The sequence below is a fragment of the Roseovarius aestuarii genome (assembly GCF_019966515.1).
GTDB lineage: Bacteria > Pseudomonadota > Alphaproteobacteria > Rhodobacterales > Rhodobacteraceae > Roseovarius > Roseovarius aestuarii.
The window spans coordinates 117,624-132,698 of the sequence record NZ_JAIMIB010000004.1; the positions used below are offsets into that span (position 1 = coordinate 117,624).

General features: G+C 56.5%; 18 protein-coding genes. 12 read left to right on the plus strand and 6 right to left on the minus strand.

The genetic code is table 11. From position 1 onward, the window contains the following. Position 1 precedes the first annotated feature (1 nt). Positions 2 to 535: a cytochrome b gene (locus LC334_RS07540; RefSeq protein WP_085799945.1), complete on the plus strand. Its 534-nt coding sequence runs from the start codon at positions 2 to 4 to the stop codon at positions 533 to 535. A 133-nt stretch (positions 536 to 668) separates the two neighbouring features. On the opposite strand, the gene msrA is transcribed toward LC334_RS07540, so the two are convergent. After that, positions 669 to 1,337, minus strand: a complete 669-nt coding sequence (gene msrA / locus LC334_RS07545) for a peptide-methionine (S)-S-oxide reductase MsrA (protein WP_085800060.1) — start codon at positions 1,335 to 1,337, stop codon at positions 669 to 671. 203 nt (positions 1,338 to 1,540) lie between these two features. Between msrA and LC334_RS07550 the strand changes: the two genes are divergently transcribed. Together LC334_RS07550 and LC334_RS07555 are read left to right on the plus strand one after the other, a co-directional pair. Beyond that, positions 1,541 to 2,260, plus strand: coding sequence for a sulfotransferase-like domain-containing protein (locus tag LC334_RS07550; RefSeq protein ID WP_085799944.1), 720 nt, complete (start codon positions 1,541 to 1,543; stop codon positions 2,258 to 2,260). A gap of 111 nt (positions 2,261 to 2,371) precedes the next feature. Beyond that, complete coding sequence (locus tag LC334_RS07555; RefSeq protein ID WP_085799943.1) at positions 2,372 to 2,785, plus strand: DUF7282 domain-containing protein; 414 nt, start codon at positions 2,372 to 2,374, stop codon at positions 2,783 to 2,785. Positions 2,786 to 2,903: 118 nt separating this feature from the next. Here the strand turns inward: LC334_RS07555 and LC334_RS07560 are convergent, their stop codons facing one another. Further along, positions 2,904 to 4,130, minus strand: a complete 1,227-nt coding sequence (locus LC334_RS07560) for an argininosuccinate synthase (RefSeq protein WP_085799942.1) — start codon at positions 4,128 to 4,130, stop codon at positions 2,904 to 2,906. A gap of 104 nt (positions 4,131 to 4,234) precedes the next feature. On the opposite strand from LC334_RS07560, the gene ilvA reads away from it, so the two are divergent. Further along, a complete protein-coding gene (ilvA, locus tag LC334_RS07565; protein ID WP_085799941.1) occupies positions 4,235 to 5,473 on the plus strand; it encodes a threonine ammonia-lyase IlvA in 1,239 nt (412 codons plus the stop codon). 11 nt (positions 5,474 to 5,484) lie between these two features. Here the strand turns inward: ilvA and LC334_RS07570 are convergent, their stop codons facing one another. Then, positions 5,485 to 5,817 carry an Hpt domain-containing protein gene (locus tag LC334_RS07570; protein ID WP_085799940.1) on the minus strand — a complete coding sequence of 111 codons (333 nt, stop codon included), beginning with the start codon at positions 5,815 to 5,817 and terminating at the stop codon, positions 5,485 to 5,487. 150 nt (positions 5,818 to 5,967) lie between these two features. Between LC334_RS07570 and LC334_RS07575 the strand changes: the two genes are divergently transcribed. Next, a complete protein-coding gene (locus tag LC334_RS07575; RefSeq protein WP_223412912.1) occupies positions 5,968 to 7,245 on the plus strand; it encodes a PP2C family protein-serine/threonine phosphatase in 1,278 nt (425 codons plus the stop codon). Here the strand turns inward: LC334_RS07575 and LC334_RS07580 are convergent. Further along, positions 7,220 to 7,663: an NUDIX domain-containing protein gene (locus tag LC334_RS07580; RefSeq protein ID WP_085800058.1), complete on the minus strand. Its 444-nt coding sequence runs from the start codon at positions 7,661 to 7,663 to the stop codon at positions 7,220 to 7,222. The two genes, LC334_RS07575 and LC334_RS07580, sit on opposite strands and share 26 nt — an antisense overlap. Positions 7,664 to 7,742: 79 nt before the next feature. Here LC334_RS07580 and hslO point away from each other — a divergent pair, with 79 nt between their 5' ends. The 5 genes from hslO to LC334_RS07605 all read left to right on the plus strand — a co-directional run bounded on the left by hslO (position 7,743) and on the right by LC334_RS07605 (position 12,268). After that, positions 7,743 to 8,738, plus strand: a complete 996-nt coding sequence (gene hslO / locus LC334_RS07585; protein WP_085799939.1) for an Hsp33 family molecular chaperone HslO — start codon at positions 7,743 to 7,745, stop codon at positions 8,736 to 8,738. A gap of 25 nt (positions 8,739 to 8,763) precedes the next feature. Continuing rightward, positions 8,764 to 9,330: a CoA pyrophosphatase gene (locus LC334_RS07590; protein ID WP_223412913.1), complete on the plus strand. Its 567-nt coding sequence runs from the start codon at positions 8,764 to 8,766 to the stop codon at positions 9,328 to 9,330. After that, positions 9,327 to 10,478, plus strand: a complete 1,152-nt coding sequence (locus LC334_RS07595) for a CCA tRNA nucleotidyltransferase (RefSeq protein WP_085799938.1) — start codon at positions 9,327 to 9,329, stop codon at positions 10,476 to 10,478. The genes LC334_RS07590 and LC334_RS07595 overlap by 4 nt, the downstream gene beginning before the upstream one ends. Next, entirely contained in the window at positions 10,475 to 11,698 is a 1,224-nt protein-coding gene (locus LC334_RS07600) for a class I SAM-dependent RNA methyltransferase (RefSeq protein WP_085799937.1), read from the plus strand. Before LC334_RS07595 ends, LC334_RS07600 begins: the two co-directional genes overlap by 4 nt. Before the next feature lie 75 nt (positions 11,699 to 11,773). After that, positions 11,774 to 12,268 (plus strand): L,D-transpeptidase family protein, encoded by a 495-nt coding sequence (locus tag LC334_RS07605; RefSeq protein ID WP_139836349.1) that lies wholly within the window; start codon positions 11,774 to 11,776, stop codon positions 12,266 to 12,268. 12 nt (positions 12,269 to 12,280) lie between these two features. On the opposite strand, the gene LC334_RS07610 is transcribed toward LC334_RS07605, so the two are convergent. Continuing rightward, on the minus strand, positions 12,281 to 12,790 hold the full coding sequence (locus tag LC334_RS07610) for a CAP domain-containing protein (protein ID WP_085799935.1): 510 nt from the start codon (positions 12,788 to 12,790) through the stop codon (positions 12,281 to 12,283). A gap of 170 nt (positions 12,791 to 12,960) precedes the next feature. On the opposite strand from LC334_RS07610, the gene LC334_RS07615 reads away from it, so the two are divergent. Both LC334_RS07615 and LC334_RS07620 read left to right on the plus strand, forming a co-directional pair. After that, positions 12,961 to 13,560 carry a L,D-transpeptidase gene (locus LC334_RS07615; protein ID WP_085799934.1) on the plus strand — a complete coding sequence of 200 codons (600 nt, stop codon included), beginning with the start codon at positions 12,961 to 12,963 and terminating at the stop codon, positions 13,558 to 13,560. 140 nt (positions 13,561 to 13,700) lie between these two features. Then, positions 13,701 to 13,889: a hypothetical protein gene (locus LC334_RS07620; RefSeq protein ID WP_085799933.1), complete on the plus strand. Its 189-nt coding sequence runs from the start codon at positions 13,701 to 13,703 to the stop codon at positions 13,887 to 13,889. 76 nt (positions 13,890 to 13,965) lie between these two features. On the opposite strand, the gene hemH is transcribed toward LC334_RS07620, so the two are convergent. Next, positions 13,966 to 15,018 (minus strand): ferrochelatase, encoded by a 1,053-nt coding sequence (gene hemH / locus LC334_RS07625; RefSeq protein WP_085799932.1) that lies wholly within the window; start codon positions 15,016 to 15,018, stop codon positions 13,966 to 13,968. Between the last annotated feature and the right edge of the window lie 57 nt (positions 15,019 to 15,075).

Below are 15,075 nucleotides of genomic sequence, written 5' to 3' on the forward strand. Positions count from 1 at the left end.
TATGAAAAGCACATCTGCAAAATACGGAACTGTTGCGATCACCATTCACTGGCTGAGCGCCTTGCTGATCCTAGCTCAACTGGGATCGGGCTTCTGGGCTGCATCCATAATTGACGGCGCGGCCAAGGAAGAAATTTTGAAGTTTCATGCTGCTTTGGGGATCGTTATCCTGGTTTTGACGATTGCACGGCTTCTCTGGTGGAAATTCGCGGATAGAAAACCGGATCCGGTTGCAGGTGGTCCGGCCTGGCAGATGTTAGCCGCCAAAGCGGTTCACGTGCTGTTCTACATCGTGATTCTCGGCATGGTGGCCAGTGGCATTGGCTTGATGGTCGTATCAGGGGCAGGCGCGATCCTATCTGGAGAGACAGACGCGATGCTCCCTGATTTTGGCAACTATGCACCTCGTATTCCCCACGGTATGGGCGCCCGCTTGATGGTTGGCCTTTTTGTCTTTCATGCAGGGGCGGCGATTTACCACCACTTGGTCAAGAAGGACGGATTGCTCGCACGCATGTGGTACGGTGCGAGCTGAGACGCGAAAGTTACCATAAAACAGGAGGCACAAGTGAAGTGTGTTTGATACATAAGGACGGCTTTGCCTGTTGAGCCGACCTTCATGGGAAACCATACAATTCGAAACCTTTCGGGGAAACCGGACGTCTATATCAGTATTTTGCCGCAAAGGGCGCAGCCGATCCCCACAGTTGCTTCACCCGCTTGTCGCGTCCGCAGGCTTTGCGATAGCGCTTATAGGCTTCTGACTGTCGCTTGGGTCCAAACCGCGTAATGACCAGATTTTTGCCTTTATAGTAATCTTGGTGATACTCCTCCGCGTCATAAAAGGCGTTGGCGGACAGGATCGGTGTCACTACCTTCTGACCCAGATCAGCCTGCGCTTTGGATTTTGCGGCTTCGGCAACCTGTTTCTCAGACGCGTTGGCGACAAAAACGGCGGTACGATAGCTTGCCCCCCGATCGCAGAACTGGCCGCCCGCATCGGTTGGATCGACCGACCGGAAGAACATATCTAGCAATTGGGCCCGGCTGACCATGGCCGGATCAAAAGTGATCTTGACCGCCTCGTAATGCCCGGTGCCGCCTGCTGTCACCTGTTTATACGTCGGGTTCTTGGTCTTGCCGCCAACATATCCGGATACGGCAGCTTTGACGCCAGCCACTGACTCAAAATCCGACTCGACGCACCAGAAACAGCCACCGGCGACAATCAATGTCTCACTGCCGGCAGCATGAGCTTTCTGGCATTGAATACCCAGTCCGACGGCGATCAGCACAGCCAGAAGCGCCGTTTTCACATACCTTAAGTCAATCGTCATCATTGCTCTTCCTCCGTTTGACTGGCAGCTTGACCCAAGCGGCACGATACGCCAAGCCACTGAAACCAAATCTCACAGGCAGGTGAGAGCAATTTACTCCTTGGCAGCAATTTCGCGCCGATTTAGCGTCATTTGTAACAATCAGAAACCAGCAAGGTTGCCGCCGGATCGCGCCGACGAGCAGTAGTAAAAGGATATCAGGAATGCGCATTGCCATGTGGTCGGGCCCCCGCAATCTGAGTACGGCGATGATGTATTCCTTTGGGGCGCGCGCGGATTGCGCCGTGGTGGACGAGCCGTTCTACGCCGCCTACCTGACGAAAACCGGGCTTGATCATCCGATGCGTGCCGAGATCATTGCCTCGCAGCCCACCGATGCCGATCAGGTCATCGACACCCTGCTGGGCCCGGCGCCTGGAGGCGAAGCGCACTTCTACCAGAAACACATGTCTCAGCATATGATCACCGGTATGCCGCGCGACTGGATTTCGCAGCTTACCAATGTTTTCCTCATCCGCCACCCAGCCCGTGTTGCGGCTAGTTTTTCCGCCAAATACGACAACCCGACGCTAACCGATATCGGTTTTGTCCAGCAGGCCGAGCTTTACGACCAGCTGGTCAGCGACGGCCATAGCCCGGTTGTGATCGATTCAGCCGATATCAGGCACGATCCGGAAACCATGCTAAGGCGGCTTTGTGACGTTATTGACCTTCCGTGGGACGACCGGATGCTACGCTGGCCCGCCGGTGGTCATCCGGATGACGGTGTCTGGGCCACGCATTGGTACGGTTCGGTGCACCGTTCTACCGGTTTTGCCGCCGCCGAGGGCCCGTTGCCCGATCTGACCGGCGCCAAGGCCGATCTGGCCCGTGATGCGTTACCGTTCTTTGAAAAGCTCAGTGCGGTAAAAATAACCCCATAAATTTTTCATTAATTTTGAAACTTTTTTCTGTCTCCGTCCGTGGCTTCTGCCAAGCAGCGCATTTCGCACTGTTCGCAACCGAGGATATTTTCCTCGCAAGGAGGACCAAAAATGAAAATCACACATGCCATTGCAGTACTTACCCTGACTGCAGGATCGGCCTTTGCCGCCGCCCATGCGGTAAGTCCGGGCGTTGAAGCGTCTGATCAGGATGTCTCAAACGGGATTGTCAGCGCTGACATGGTTGCTGCCGCTGAAAATGGCTGGCTGGTCGTGCACCGCACGGATACCGACAAGAAACCCGGCCCGGTTGTCGGTCACGCGCCGCTGCGCGCAGGCATGAACAACGATGTTGCCGCCATTCTGACGGAAGAGATCAAGCCCGGTGAGATGCTGATGCTGATGGTTCATTCGGAAGCTGGCGGCACTCAGACAGGTATTTTCGAATATACCCTCGGCGCCAAAGAGGACGGCCCGGTGAAACCCGATGGCAATCTCGTCATGCAGGTGATCACCGCACAATAAGGTGCCAGTGTCGCCCGGTTGTTTTCTGGGCGCCGTACCAAAAGTTACCACTCACGGAGGGCGGCCCGCTGATGTGGGCCGCCATTCTTTTGCGGGTAGTTCAGTCTAGCCGGTCTGTTCAACCATTCAGGCGGCGGTCCCGGGCGGCCAGCAATTTCAACCGCAGTGCATTCAACTGGATGAACCCGGCGGCATCTGTCTGATCATAGGCTCCGGCGTCTTCCTCGAAGGTCACATGCGCCTCGGAATAAAGCGAGTGATCCGACCAGCGCCCGACGGTCCGGGCCGAACCTTTGTAGAGCTTTACACGTACGGTGCCGGTCACATGATCTTGCGAGGCATCAATCGCAGCCTGCAACATCGTGCGCTCCGGGCTGTACCAGAACCCGTTATAGATCAGTTCAGCATACTGCGGCATCAGTTGGTCTTTCAGGTGCATCGCACCGCGATCCATTGTGATCGATTCGATGCCACGATGCGCTTCCAGCAGGATCGTGCCACCCGGTGTTTCGTAGATGCCGCGAGATTTCATGCCCACAAAGCGCCCTTCAACCAGATCAAGCCGTCCGATCCCGTGCTTGCCGCCCAGTTCGTTCAGCTTGGTCAATATGGTGGCAGGACTCATCGCCTCGCTGTTGATGCTAACCGCGTCGCCTTGTTCAAAACCGATTTCGACGAATTCAGCCTCGTTTGGCGCGTCTTCGGGATGCACCGTGCGCTGATAGACATAGTCCGGTGCGGCCTTTGCCGGGTCTTCCAACACCTTGCCTTCGGACGAGGTGTGCAGCAGGTTTGCATCTACCGAGAACGGCGCTTCGCCGCGCTTGTCCTTGGCAATTGGGATCTGGTTTTTCTCAGCGAAATCAATCAGCTTCGTGCGGCTGGTCAGATCCCATTCACGCCAGGGCGCAATCACTTTGATGTCGGGGTTGAGGGCATAGGCTGCCAGCTCGAACCGCACCTGGTCGTTGCCCTTGCCCGTTGCCCCATGCGCCACCGCATCGGCACCGGTTTCGGCGGCGATTTCGACCAGACGCTTGGAAATCAGCGGCCGGGCAATCGACGTACCCAGCAGATAGAGCCCCTCATAGACTGCATTGGCGCGGAACATCGGGAAGACAAAATCGCGTACGAACTCTTCACGCACATCTTCGATAAAGATGTTTTCCGGCTTGATCCCGAGCAGCTCTGCCTTTTGTCGTGCGGGTTCCAGCTCTTCGCCCTGCCCCAGATCGGCGGTGAAGGTGACAACTTCGCAACCGTATTCCGATTGCAGCCATTTCAGGATGATCGAGGTATCAAGGCCGCCGGAATAGGCCAGCACAACTTTCTTGGGCGCGGACATTTTCGTTTCCCTCATGTCAGAATTTACCGGCGCTTATCGGGTTTTGTGCTGCGGGGCAAGGTCGGGGCTTGCATGACGGCTTTGCCTGCGCCACAGAGCATTGGATGACAAATTTTCAAGATAAGGCCCGATCCGCCGAGGCCGCGATGCGCGACGTGTTCGCCGAAACGCCATTGCAGCGAAACGAACACCTGTCGCAGCGCTATAATGCCAATGTTTTTCTTAAACGCGAGGATCTGACACCCGTCAGGTCGTATAAACTGCGCGGGGCACTGAATGCCATGCGTAAGGTGTTGGCCGAGACACCAAAAACCACTGTATTTGTCTGTGCAAGCGCAGGTAACCATGCGCAGGGCGTTGCCTTCATGTGTCGCCATTTGGGGGTAAAGGGCGTTATTTTCATGCCGGTGACGACACCCCAGCAGAAGATTGGTCAGACCGAGAAGTTTGGCGGCTCGTCCATCGAGATCAAACTGACCGGTGATTATTTCGACAGCACGCTCGCCGCAGCACAAGCGCATTGCGCAGAGATCGGCGGGCATTTTCTGTCGCCCTTTGACGATGATGATGTGATCGAAGGCCAGGCATCGGTTGCGGTCGAGGTTGAACGGAGGCTGGACGGTGTGCCGGACCGGATCGTCATGCCGGTGGGTGGCGGCGGCCTTTCGGCGGGTGTGCGCAGCTATTTCGGCGACACAGTTGCCTATTCCCTTGTTGAACCTGCGGGCGGGGCGTGCCTGAAGGCCGCTTTGACGAGCGGCGCACCGGTCACTCTTGATGCGATCGACAATTTCGCCGATGGCGCTGCCGTGGCCCGTATCGGCGAAAAGACCTTTGCCAGATTGCAAAGCCTCGATGCTTCGGATGCGATCGCCGTGGCGGAAGACCGGTTATGCACGACAATGCTGGAAATGTTGAACGTCGAGGGGGTCGTGCTGGAGCCGGCAGGCGCACTGGCGGTCGATGCGCTGAAGGATCTGGGTGATGATATCGCAGGTAAAACAGTGGTTTGCGTCACATCAGGCGGCAATTTCGATTTCGAGAGATTGCCTGAGGTCAAGGAACGTGCGCAGCGCTATATCGGCATCAAGAAATACTTTGTGCTTCGATTGCCGCAGCGCCCCGGCGCGCTGAAAGAGTTTCTGGCGATGCTAGGCCCCGATGATGACATCGCACGGTTTGAATATCTCAAGAAATCGGCGCGCAATTTCGGGTCGGTCCTGATTGGTATCGAAACATCGAAAGCAGAAAATTTTGCCGAGCTCGAACAAAAGCTGACGCATTCGGGTTTTGCCTATCGCGATATCACCGACGATACGATCTTGGCGCAATTCCTGATCTAAGACCGGTGACATTAGGCTGCGTCAAGCTTATTCAAGGCACTTAGAAACTCGGCTTTTGAGGTGTCGTAGCAGGCGATAACCGCGGTCAGATCAATGTTTTCGCCATCACCCATCCGCGCTGCCGTTTCACCCTGCTGACAAAGATCCGAGAATGCCGAAAACCCCAGGTTCAACGCACTTCCCTTGAGAAAATGCATCACGGATTCAAGATCGCTTTTGTCTGTCAAATCACGCAGTTCAGCGATCTTGTCATCGACCTCTTCCAGAAATATTTCAACGACTTCGCCGAAGTCATCGGCGCCGATTTCATCACGCAGCTCTGCTATTCGGTTCCAGTCGATCATATCTGTTTGCCTGCTAAATAGAGCGTTGATTGTTGCACCGATGGGTTAAGAAACGACGCAATAATCTGCTTAAAATCCACACAATTTTAGCATTCACATGATGTTAAACGGCGGTTGCCAGAGTGCCGGTGTTCAATTTAGGTCTGCATCGTGACATTACCGGAGAATTCAGTCGATCAGGGCGCTGATACGACAGGCGTGATACAGCGGGTTCTGGTTGTCGATGACAGCCGGTTGCAGCGACGCATTCTGTCAGCATCGCTCAAGCGCTGGGGTTTTGAGGTATACGAGGCGGAATCCGGCATCGAGGCGTTGGACATTTGTCGTGACTTTCCCCCTGATCTGGTCATGAGCGACTGGATGATGCCGGGAATGACCGGCCCAGAATTTTGCCGCGAATTCAGACAGATGACGCGTGAGAATTACGGATATTTTATCCTGCTGACCTCGAAAACCGAAAAAGACGACATCGCACACGGGCTTGACGCTGGGGCGGATGATTTTCTGACCAAACCAGTGAATTCCGCGGAACTGCGGGCGCGGATTTCTGCGGGTGAACGCATTTTGCGGATGGAACGCGAACTGAACGAGAAGAACCGGTTGATCAAATCCACGCTGGACGAGCTGCAAACGCTTTATGATTCCCTCGACAGTGACCTGATCGAAGCCAAGAAGCTGCAGCAATCGCTGGTAAGCGACCGGTATCGCGATTTCGGGGCGGCGGAGGTTTCATTGCTGCTGAAATCCTGCGGTCACGTGGGCGGCGATCTTGTTGGGATGTTCGATGTCAGCCCGACGCGAATTGGCCTTTACGGTATAGATGTGTCGGGCCACGGGATCAGTTCGGCGCTGATGACGGCTCGGTTGGCAGGGTACCTGTCGGCGGCGTCACCTGACCAGAATGTCGCCTTGTACAAAACCGTATCAGGTGACTATGCACAACGCCCGCCCGCCGAGACGATTGCGGCCCTAAATCGGCTGATCTTAAGTGAAATGGAGACAGAGCTTTATTTCACCATGGTGCTGGCTGACGTCGATCTCGATACCGGTAAGATTGTGATGGTTCAGGCCGGTCACCCGCATCCTGCCATTCAGCGCGCGGACGGTTCGGTTGAATTTCTGGGCGACGGCGGATTACCGGTAGGTTTGATCGAGGGCGCCGAATATCAACAGTTCGAGGTCTCGATGGCGGCGGGTGACCGGTTGATGATTCATTCCGACGGTGTCATCGAACGGGCAGATCTGAAAGGCAACCTGCTGGGTGATGAGGGGCTGACACGTATCATGAAAGATTTGCGTCAGACACGAGGCATGGCATGTCTTGAATCGATCGTCTGGAAGCTTTCAGAGTTTGCCGATGATCAGGACTTTGACGATGACGTGTCCGCCGTCCTGCTGGAATTCAAGAAAGCCTCCATAGTAATCTGACGAAGTGTCGGTCGCCTGAATTCTCAAGCTCGGTTGCCGCGACTTCGGGGCTGGCCCAAAGCGTGGTATGGCCGTCCTCGGTCGGGGGGCCCTGACAATGTGCCGGACGGGCCAGATAGATCGTACAAATCTTTTCGGCCCAGAGATCGTATTCCGGCATGAAGGTAAACCGGCGGTAGGCGCCTAGGCGGCGGGCTTGTGTGATCGTCCAGCCGGTTTCCTCGATTACCTCGCGGTGCAGAGCCATAAGTGGCGATTCACCCGGGTCGATCCCACCGCCCGGCAGCTGCAGCTCCGGCTGCGGTTCAGCCTGATGGGTCAGCAGCAGTGACCGACCCCGAGCAAGGATAGCGTAGACCCCGGGTCGCGGGGTGTATCGCTGCGTCGAAATCGGCGTTTCGCCAAAGCGTCTGATCATCGAATATTGCCTCTTGGACCTTGTCTTGCCCTGCCTATATAGACGCGATATGCCAACATCAGGCGCATAAGGAAACCCCATGACACTCGGACAGAAAATCGCCTGGGACGATACAATCCTGCCGTTCCAGCTGGATCAATCGGATATCCGCGGGCGCGTGGCGCGTCTGGACGGCGTGCTGGAGGGCATTCTAAAACAGCATGATTATCCGCCGGTGGTCGAGGCATTAGTGGCCGAAATGGCGTTGCTGACGGCGCTTATCGGGCAGACGATCAAGCTGCGTTGGAAGCTATCCCTGCAGATCCAATCCAAAGGCCCGGTACGGATGATTGCGACCGATTACTATGGGCCCGACTCTGAAGGCCGCGCGGCGCGCATGCGTGCGTACGCCAGTTTTGACCGCGACCGTCTGACCGATGGACCGCCTTTCGATCAGGTCGGTGACGGCTATTTCGCAGTTCTCATAGACCAGGGTGAGGGGACTGAACCCTATCAGGGTATCACTCCCATAGCGGGTACCGGCATCCGCGACTGTGCGGAAGCCTATTTTGCCCAGTCCGAACAGCTGCCGACGCGGTTTTCCCTCAGTTTTGGAAAATCAACCGAAGCGGGCGGGGATGAGCATTGGCGCGCGGGCGGTGTCATGCTGCAGCACATGCCGAAAGCATCATCCCACGTTCAGGGCGGCGGGTCCGGTGAGGGCGGATTGCTGGGCGCGGAAGATATCGTTGACGGCGAGGAGCTTGAGAACTGGACCCGGGTCAACATGCTGTTGGATACGGTCGAGGATCTGGAATTGATCGGCCCCTCAGTGGCGCCGACCGATCTGCTGGTGCGATTGTTTCACGAGGAAACCCCACGCGTGTTCGAGTCGCAATCCGTACGATTTGGCTGTAGCTGCACCGAAGAACGTGTACGCAGCAGCCTGTCGATCTACTCGGCCCGCGATATCGAAAAGATGACGACGGATGCCGGCACAGTGACGGCCGATTGCCAGTTTTGCGGGGCGCATTACGTGCTTGATCCGAAAACACTGGGGTTTGAGGCTGAAGGCAAGTCCGGTGACGGTGACTAACTGTCTTTCGCAGATAAAGGCGGCCTTGGTTAATCCAACAGCTGCCTCATCGGACTTTGATCTGAACCCTGATGTTGTCTTGCCGCCTGGTCGAAAGCTTCGCCCGGCAGGAGTACTGGTACCCATATTGTGCAGCGATAGAGGCGCGGTAGTCTATCTCACAAAGCGGTCCTCTGCGCTGAAACACCACCCGGGGCAGATTGCTTTTCCGGGTGGAAAACAGGATAGTGGCGACGCGGATATCACCCAGACCGCTCTGCGCGAAGCATCAGAGGAGATCGGGCTTGATCCGTCAAACGTCAACGTATTGGGGCAGATGTCGCCGCATGAAACGGTGACGGGCTTCATCGTGACCCCGGTGCTGGCGCAGATACGCACGCCTTTCACGCCGGTGCCGGAACGGGGCGAGGTGGATGAAGTGTTTGCTGTTCCGCTGGAACACGTTCTGGACAGCTCACGCTACCTGATCCAGTCCCGATATTGGCGCGGATCGCGGCGGCACTATTATACGGTTCCCTACGGACCCTACTACATTTGGGGGGCGACGGCGCGCATGTTGCGCACTCTGTCCGAATCGGCAGCACCGCTATGAAAGTCGCGGGAGATTGGATCGAGACACCGGCGACGCAAGCCGTCTGTGCGATGCTGAATGACGCGGGGCATCAGGCGCTTTTCGTGGGCGGATGTATCCGCAATGCGCTCCTGCGCGAACCGGTGAGTGACATTGATATTGCTACCGATGCGCTTCCCGAACGGGTCATCGAGCTTGCCGAAAACGCCGGGTTGAAACCTGTCCCAACCGGGCTTAAGCATGGCACGGTCACGGTTGTCGCCGATCACATCCCGCATGAGATCACGACATTCCGCAAAGATGTTGAGACCCATGGCCGCCACGCCGTTGTCGCCTTTTCCGATGACATCATCGACGATGCGCGCCGCCGTGATTTCACGATGAACGCGCTTTATGCCAAAGCTGATGGTACCTTGGTTGATCCGTTGGGCGGCATGGATGATCTGCATGCCAGGCGGGTTCGGTTTATCGACGACGCGGGCCAGCGTATCCGTGAAGACTACCTGCGCATTCTCCGGTTTTTCCGGTTTCATGCCTGGTATGGCGATCCACTGGAGGGGCTGGACGCCGAGGGTTTGGAGGCGATTGCGGCCCATGTCGACGGCTTGGCCTCGCTGTCGCGCGAGCGTATCGGCGCTGAGATCGTGAAACTGTTGGCGGCCCCTGATCCGGCAATGTCCGTCGCGGCCATGCGCCATGCGGGCGTGATGCGTGCAGTTCTGCCCGGCGCGGATGATCGGTATCTTGCGCCACTCGTTCATATCGAGAGTGACTTTGGTATTGCCGCCGAACCGCTGAGACGACTGGCTTGTCTGGGCGGCGAGGACCCGGTTGAACCACTGCGCCTGAGCAACACGCAAGCGCGACAGTTGGACTTGCTTAGAAACGAGATTTCTTCCACCAAAGGTGCGGCAGAGCTTGGTTATCGCTATGGAGTAAAATCCGGATTGGATATCCTCATCCTGCGTTCGGCGTTGTTGGAACAACGACATGATCCGGAAAGCGCCCAAATACTGGAAAAAGGCGCATCATCTCATTTTCCGATACGGGCCGCTGATTTGATGCCCGACTATTCCGGCCCCGCACTTGGCGCGCGCCTGAAGGAGCTTGAACAGCGCTGGATCGCGTCCGATTTCAGCCTGACGAAAGAAGAATTGGTTCGCCTATGACGCGCTACACGATCATTCGGCTGGGTCAGCAGGGGGACGGGATCGCTGACGGGCCGATCTATGCACCCCTGACCTTACCGGGTGAAATCGTGTCCGGAGAGCTGGAGGGCAACCGGCTGCACAATGTCAAAATCGAAAGCCCCTCGCCCGATCGTGTCGCCGCACCTTGTCGGCATTTTCGGTCCTGTGGCGGCTGCCAGCTGCAGCACGGGTCAGACACATTCGTGGCGGATTGGAAGATCGGCATCGTTGCCCAGGCGCTGGCGGCTCATGGGCTGGAGGCCGAGTTTCTGCCGATCAGCGTATCGCCGCCCCGGTCGCGCCGTCGCGCGACATTTGCTGCGCGGCGAACCAAGAAGGGTGCAATGGCTGGCTTTCACACCCGGGCATCCGACGTTATTGTAGAGATCCCGGAGTGCCAGTTGTTACATCCGGATCTGATGGCGGCGCTTCCGGTGGCCGAGGCATTGGCTCAGGTCGGCGCCAGTCGGAAAAACGGTATCGATGTCGCCGCAACCCTGTCGACGGGCGGTCTTGACCTGGCGGTGACGGGCGGCAAGCCACTGGATGGACCGTTGAGGATCGAACTCGCGGCATTGGCCGGCGCGCATGGGTTGGCGCGATTGGCTTGGGAGGATGAAATCATCGTCACCCGCCATGCGGCCCAACAGGTTTTCGGCACTGCCCGGGTGGAACCACCTTCCGGGTCATTCCTGCAGGCGACCGCCGAAGGGCAGGCGGCGTTGCTGGCCGAGGTTGAAAGTATCACCCGCGGCGCAAAACGCATTGTCGATCTCTTTGCAGGCTGCGGGACGTTTTCGCTGCCTTTGGCCACGAATGCCGAAGTGCACGCCGTCGAAGGCGAGGCCGCTATGATTGCAGCGCTCGATGCCGGATGGCGAAAGACGCCGGGCCTGAGACAAGTCACACATGAGGTGCGGGATCTGTTTCGCAGACCTTTGTTGGCCGAAGACTTGTCCGGCTTTGACGCGGCGGTCCTTGATCCGCCGCGCTCGGGGGCACAGGCCCAGACGACCGAGCTATGCCGCGCTGGTACCACAACGCTTGCCTATGTTTCGTGCAATCCCACGAGTTTCGCCCGCGATGCGCGTGAATTGGTATCGCATGGCTACCACCTTGGGCCGATACGTGTGGTGGATCAGTTTCGATGGTCCACGCATGTTGAGCTGGTGGCCGAATTTTCGTTCAAAACTGAGTGATTAGCCAATTAGCTCTATCCGAAGCGGCCCGTTCCGTCGTAAAAGGGGTGTGAGCAGTAAACTTCGGTGAAAAAAATGCGGATAGTGAAATATCTGGCGCTGGTCGTGCTTGTGGCAGGGCTTTCAGCATGCAGTTCCAAGTTCAAAACATATGACGGACCCGAGGTCACCCATGTGATCGTCCAAAAGAGCGATCGCAGGATGTATCTTCTACATCAAAATAAAGTGTTGAAGGCTTACGATATTGATCTTGGGTTTGCCCCGGCTGGTCACAAGCAGTTTGAGGGTGACGGTAAAACGCCCGAAGGTACCTACCGGATCGACCGTCGCAATCCGAACAGCGATTTTCATCTGTCGATCGGTATTTCCTATCCGAACATACGCGATATCGCCTGGGCCAGAGCGGCAGGCAAAAGCCCCGGCGGAGATATCTTTATCCACGGGATGCCAAACAGCAAAGCCAGGCAACGCCCCGATTGGACGGCAGGATGTATCTCGGTCAAAAACCGTGAGATGGAGGACATTTATGCGATGGTGAAAGATGGAACGCCAATCACACTCCGGCCTTAGGGGTCGTGCGGTCTAGCGGCCCATTACCAGCGTCCACCAGATTTTGCCGTTCTTTTCCTGAAGCCAGGCGAAACCCATATCGCGGGCAGCGGGATCGAGGATTACGGCCCGGGTATGGGGCTGATCCATCCAGGCGGCCAGTGTTTCCAGTTCGGTTTCGAAGGTTTCGGAGATGTTCTCGCCGACCAAAGTACCGGGATATCCAACGCGGGCGACGCGATCGATTGGTGACGATCCATCAGACCCGAAATGCCAGGGCCGGTTCTGGACCGACATATCGCGCGAATGGGTTGCCGCAGCCGCGTTCAGCTTGGCGTCCAGCTTGACCGGAGAGCGGCCGCCAGCCTGTCGAAGCGAATTGACCGAATCCAGCATGCGGAACTGAATTTCTGCGGTATCTCCTGAACGGATCTTGTAGATCTTTGGCAGCGGTCTGCCGTCTGTACCAACCTGAGATGGCGGCGTTGCGCACGCCGAGAGAACTAAAGTCGCGGAAAGAAGCAGAACAAGAATACGCACCATTATCTCAGCCACCTGATTGTTTTTTGTGCGACAGCCTTATCCCTAGCCGCGTTGCAGTTCAAACCCAGTTCGCATAACTTTGCCTACTAACGTTTGTTTGATTTGCGACTGAGGCTTTCAAGCCATATGTTTCGCGACAAATCTGGGCCTTTCGGAATCGGGGAATATATATGTTTATCAATGCACGAAAAGACCTGAGCAGACGCGCTTTTTTAGCCGGAACGGCATCGGTGATCGGGACGCCTTTGATTGCGCAAAGCGTCGATGGTGCCGGAACCGTTGAAATGGAACAGGATATCAACGACGCGGTACGGCGTAATATTTCAAGCTTCCGGTCGCTGGATTGGCAGCCTTATTTCTCGAATCTGAACAATGGCGCCGTTCTGGTCGATATCTCGTCGCGGGCGCTGCATTTCTGGTCCGAGGACGGGCGCTACAGGCTTTATCCGTCAAGTGTTCCTCTGTCCGAAGAGCTGACACGGCGGGGGCGGACAAAAGTGGTTCGCAAAGTCGAAGGCCCAAGCTGGCGTCCGACGCCATCCATGCTCAAGAGAAATCCGGATTGGCCCGCATTCGTGGGTCCCGGGCCGGATAACCCGCTGGGTACGCATGCGCTCTACCTGAGCTGGACCTACTACCGAATTCACGGCACCCATGACACCCGCAAGATCGGGCGCAGATCTTCGAACGGGTGCATCGGTCTTTACAACGAACATATTGCCGAACTCTTCAACGCGACCAAAGTGGGCACGCAAGTGTTGCTTATTTGACGAAAATTCAGGATTTTCGTGACAATTGTTGCCGGGATAACTTTGCAATCTCCTGATTCTGCTGTTTAGAAGCCGCCACAAGGTAAGTTTAGGCGCCTGACGTTGTGGATTCGATGTCAGGCGCGAATTTGGAGGATAGTATGAAGAAACTCGCTCTTGCAGCAGCATTCGCTGCCGCCGCTTCAACCGCGTTCGCGGGCAGCATGGAAGAACCGATGATGGAAGCACCTGTTGTTGTTGAAGAAACAGCAGCTAGCTCGTCTGCCGCTGGCGTCTGGGTTCCGCTTCTGCTGATCGCGATCGTCGCTGCTGTAGTTGCAGCCGACTAATCGTTCGGCACAGGAATTGAGCAGAAAAGGCAGCGGCTTCCGCTGCCTTTTCTTTTGAGCAATACCTATCCGGGGGCTACTCCAGCCAGCCCTGCAAATTTCGCTCGACGATTGACGATAGCGTTGCGATATGCGCCTCGCCATCATTGAGGCAGGGGATATAGGTGAAGTCGCGGCCACCCGCAGCCTCGAAGCTTTCGCGGATTTCCTCGTTAATTTCCTCAAGTGTTTCGATGCAGTCGGCCGAAAAAGCCGGGGCAATGACCGCAATATTCTTTTTACCATCCTCACGGGCCAGCCGCGCGACTTCTTCGACAGTGTAAGGTTTCAGCCACTCTTCCGGCCCGAACACCGACTGGAAGGTGGTTGTAATCTGTGTGTCATCCCAGCCCAATCGCTCTTTCAGCAGGCGCGTGGTTTTCTGACATTGGCAATGGTAAGGGTCGCCTTGCGAGAGATACCGTTGCGGCATCCCGTGATAGGACACCACCAGAATGTTCGGCCGCTGCGTCAGTGGAGCATAGGCATCTTCGACAGATCGGGCCAAGGTGTCGATATATTGCGGATCGTCAAAATAAGGCTCGACGATACGGGAGGTGGGTTGCCATGTCTCTTCCATCAGGGCGCGGAAGAACTGGTCATTCGCGGTTGCCGATGTCGCCCCGGCATAATGCGGGTAGAGCGGGAAAAACAGCAGACGCGTGCACCCAGCCTCAACCATTTGCCGCACTTTCGATTTGGTCGACGGATTGCCATAACGCATGCAGAAATCCACCATCACCTGATCACCGTATCGCTGGTGCAGGTTATCGGCCATTTTCGCGGTCTGATCACGGGTGATCGTCATCAGCGGGCTTTCGTTCTTTTCTTCATTCCAGATTGATTTATAGGCGGCACCGCTGCTGAACGGGCGCTTTGACAGGATGATAAGCTGCAGAAGCGGTTGCCATTTCCAGCGTGGATAGTCGATGACCCGCTGATCCGAGAGAAATTCATTCAGATACCGCCGCATCGACCAGTAGTCCGTGCCGTCGGGTGTGCCCAGATTGGCCAGCAACACGCCGGTTTTGCCGTGTTTGATCGCCGGATGATCGCCCGGAGCGTGTTCTGGTAGGCCTGCGTCTGACATGTGGAAATCCGTTACTGTGTTTGATGGGATGGCATGCACATAACCCCGTGGCCGGGA

Coding starts and splice junctions, on each gene's coding strand:
- LC334_RS07605 (WP_139836349.1), top strand. CDS start 11,774: ATGCGGATAGTGAAATATCTGGCGCTGGTCGTGCTTGTGGCAGGGCTT.
- hemH (WP_085799932.1), bottom strand. CDS start 15,018: ATGTCAGACGCAGGCCTACCAGAACACGCTCCGGGCGATCATCCGGCG.
- msrA (WP_085800060.1), bottom strand. CDS start 1,337: ATGACGATTGACTTAAGGTATGTGAAAACGGCGCTTCTGGCTGTGCTG.
- ilvA (WP_085799941.1), top strand. CDS start 4,235: ATGACAAATTTTCAAGATAAGGCCCGATCCGCCGAGGCCGCGATGCGC.
- LC334_RS07550 (WP_085799944.1), top strand. CDS start 1,541: ATGCGCATTGCCATGTGGTCGGGCCCCCGCAATCTGAGTACGGCGATG.
- LC334_RS07570 (WP_085799940.1), bottom strand. CDS start 5,817: ATGATCGACTGGAACCGAATAGCAGAGCTGCGTGATGAAATCGGCGCC.
- LC334_RS07600 (WP_085799937.1), top strand. CDS start 10,475: ATGACGCGCTACACGATCATTCGGCTGGGTCAGCAGGGGGACGGGATC.
- LC334_RS07560 (WP_085799942.1), bottom strand. CDS start 4,130: ATGTCCGCGCCCAAGAAAGTTGTGCTGGCCTATTCCGGCGGCCTTGAT.
- LC334_RS07620 (WP_085799933.1), top strand. CDS start 13,701: ATGAAGAAACTCGCTCTTGCAGCAGCATTCGCTGCCGCCGCTTCAACC.
- LC334_RS07595 (WP_085799938.1), top strand. CDS start 9,327: ATGAAAGTCGCGGGAGATTGGATCGAGACACCGGCGACGCAAGCCGTC.
- LC334_RS07610 (WP_085799935.1), bottom strand. CDS start 12,790: ATGGTGCGTATTCTTGTTCTGCTTCTTTCCGCGACTTTAGTTCTCTCG.
- hslO (WP_085799939.1), top strand. CDS start 7,743: ATGACACTCGGACAGAAAATCGCCTGGGACGATACAATCCTGCCGTTC.
- LC334_RS07615 (WP_085799934.1), top strand. CDS start 12,961: ATGTTTATCAATGCACGAAAAGACCTGAGCAGACGCGCTTTTTTAGCC.
- LC334_RS07540 (WP_085799945.1), top strand. CDS start 2: ATGAAAAGCACATCTGCAAAATACGGAACTGTTGCGATCACCATTCAC.
- LC334_RS07580 (WP_085800058.1), bottom strand. CDS start 7,663: ATGATCAGACGCTTTGGCGAAACGCCGATTTCGACGCAGCGATACACC.
- LC334_RS07555 (WP_085799943.1), top strand. CDS start 2,372: ATGAAAATCACACATGCCATTGCAGTACTTACCCTGACTGCAGGATCG.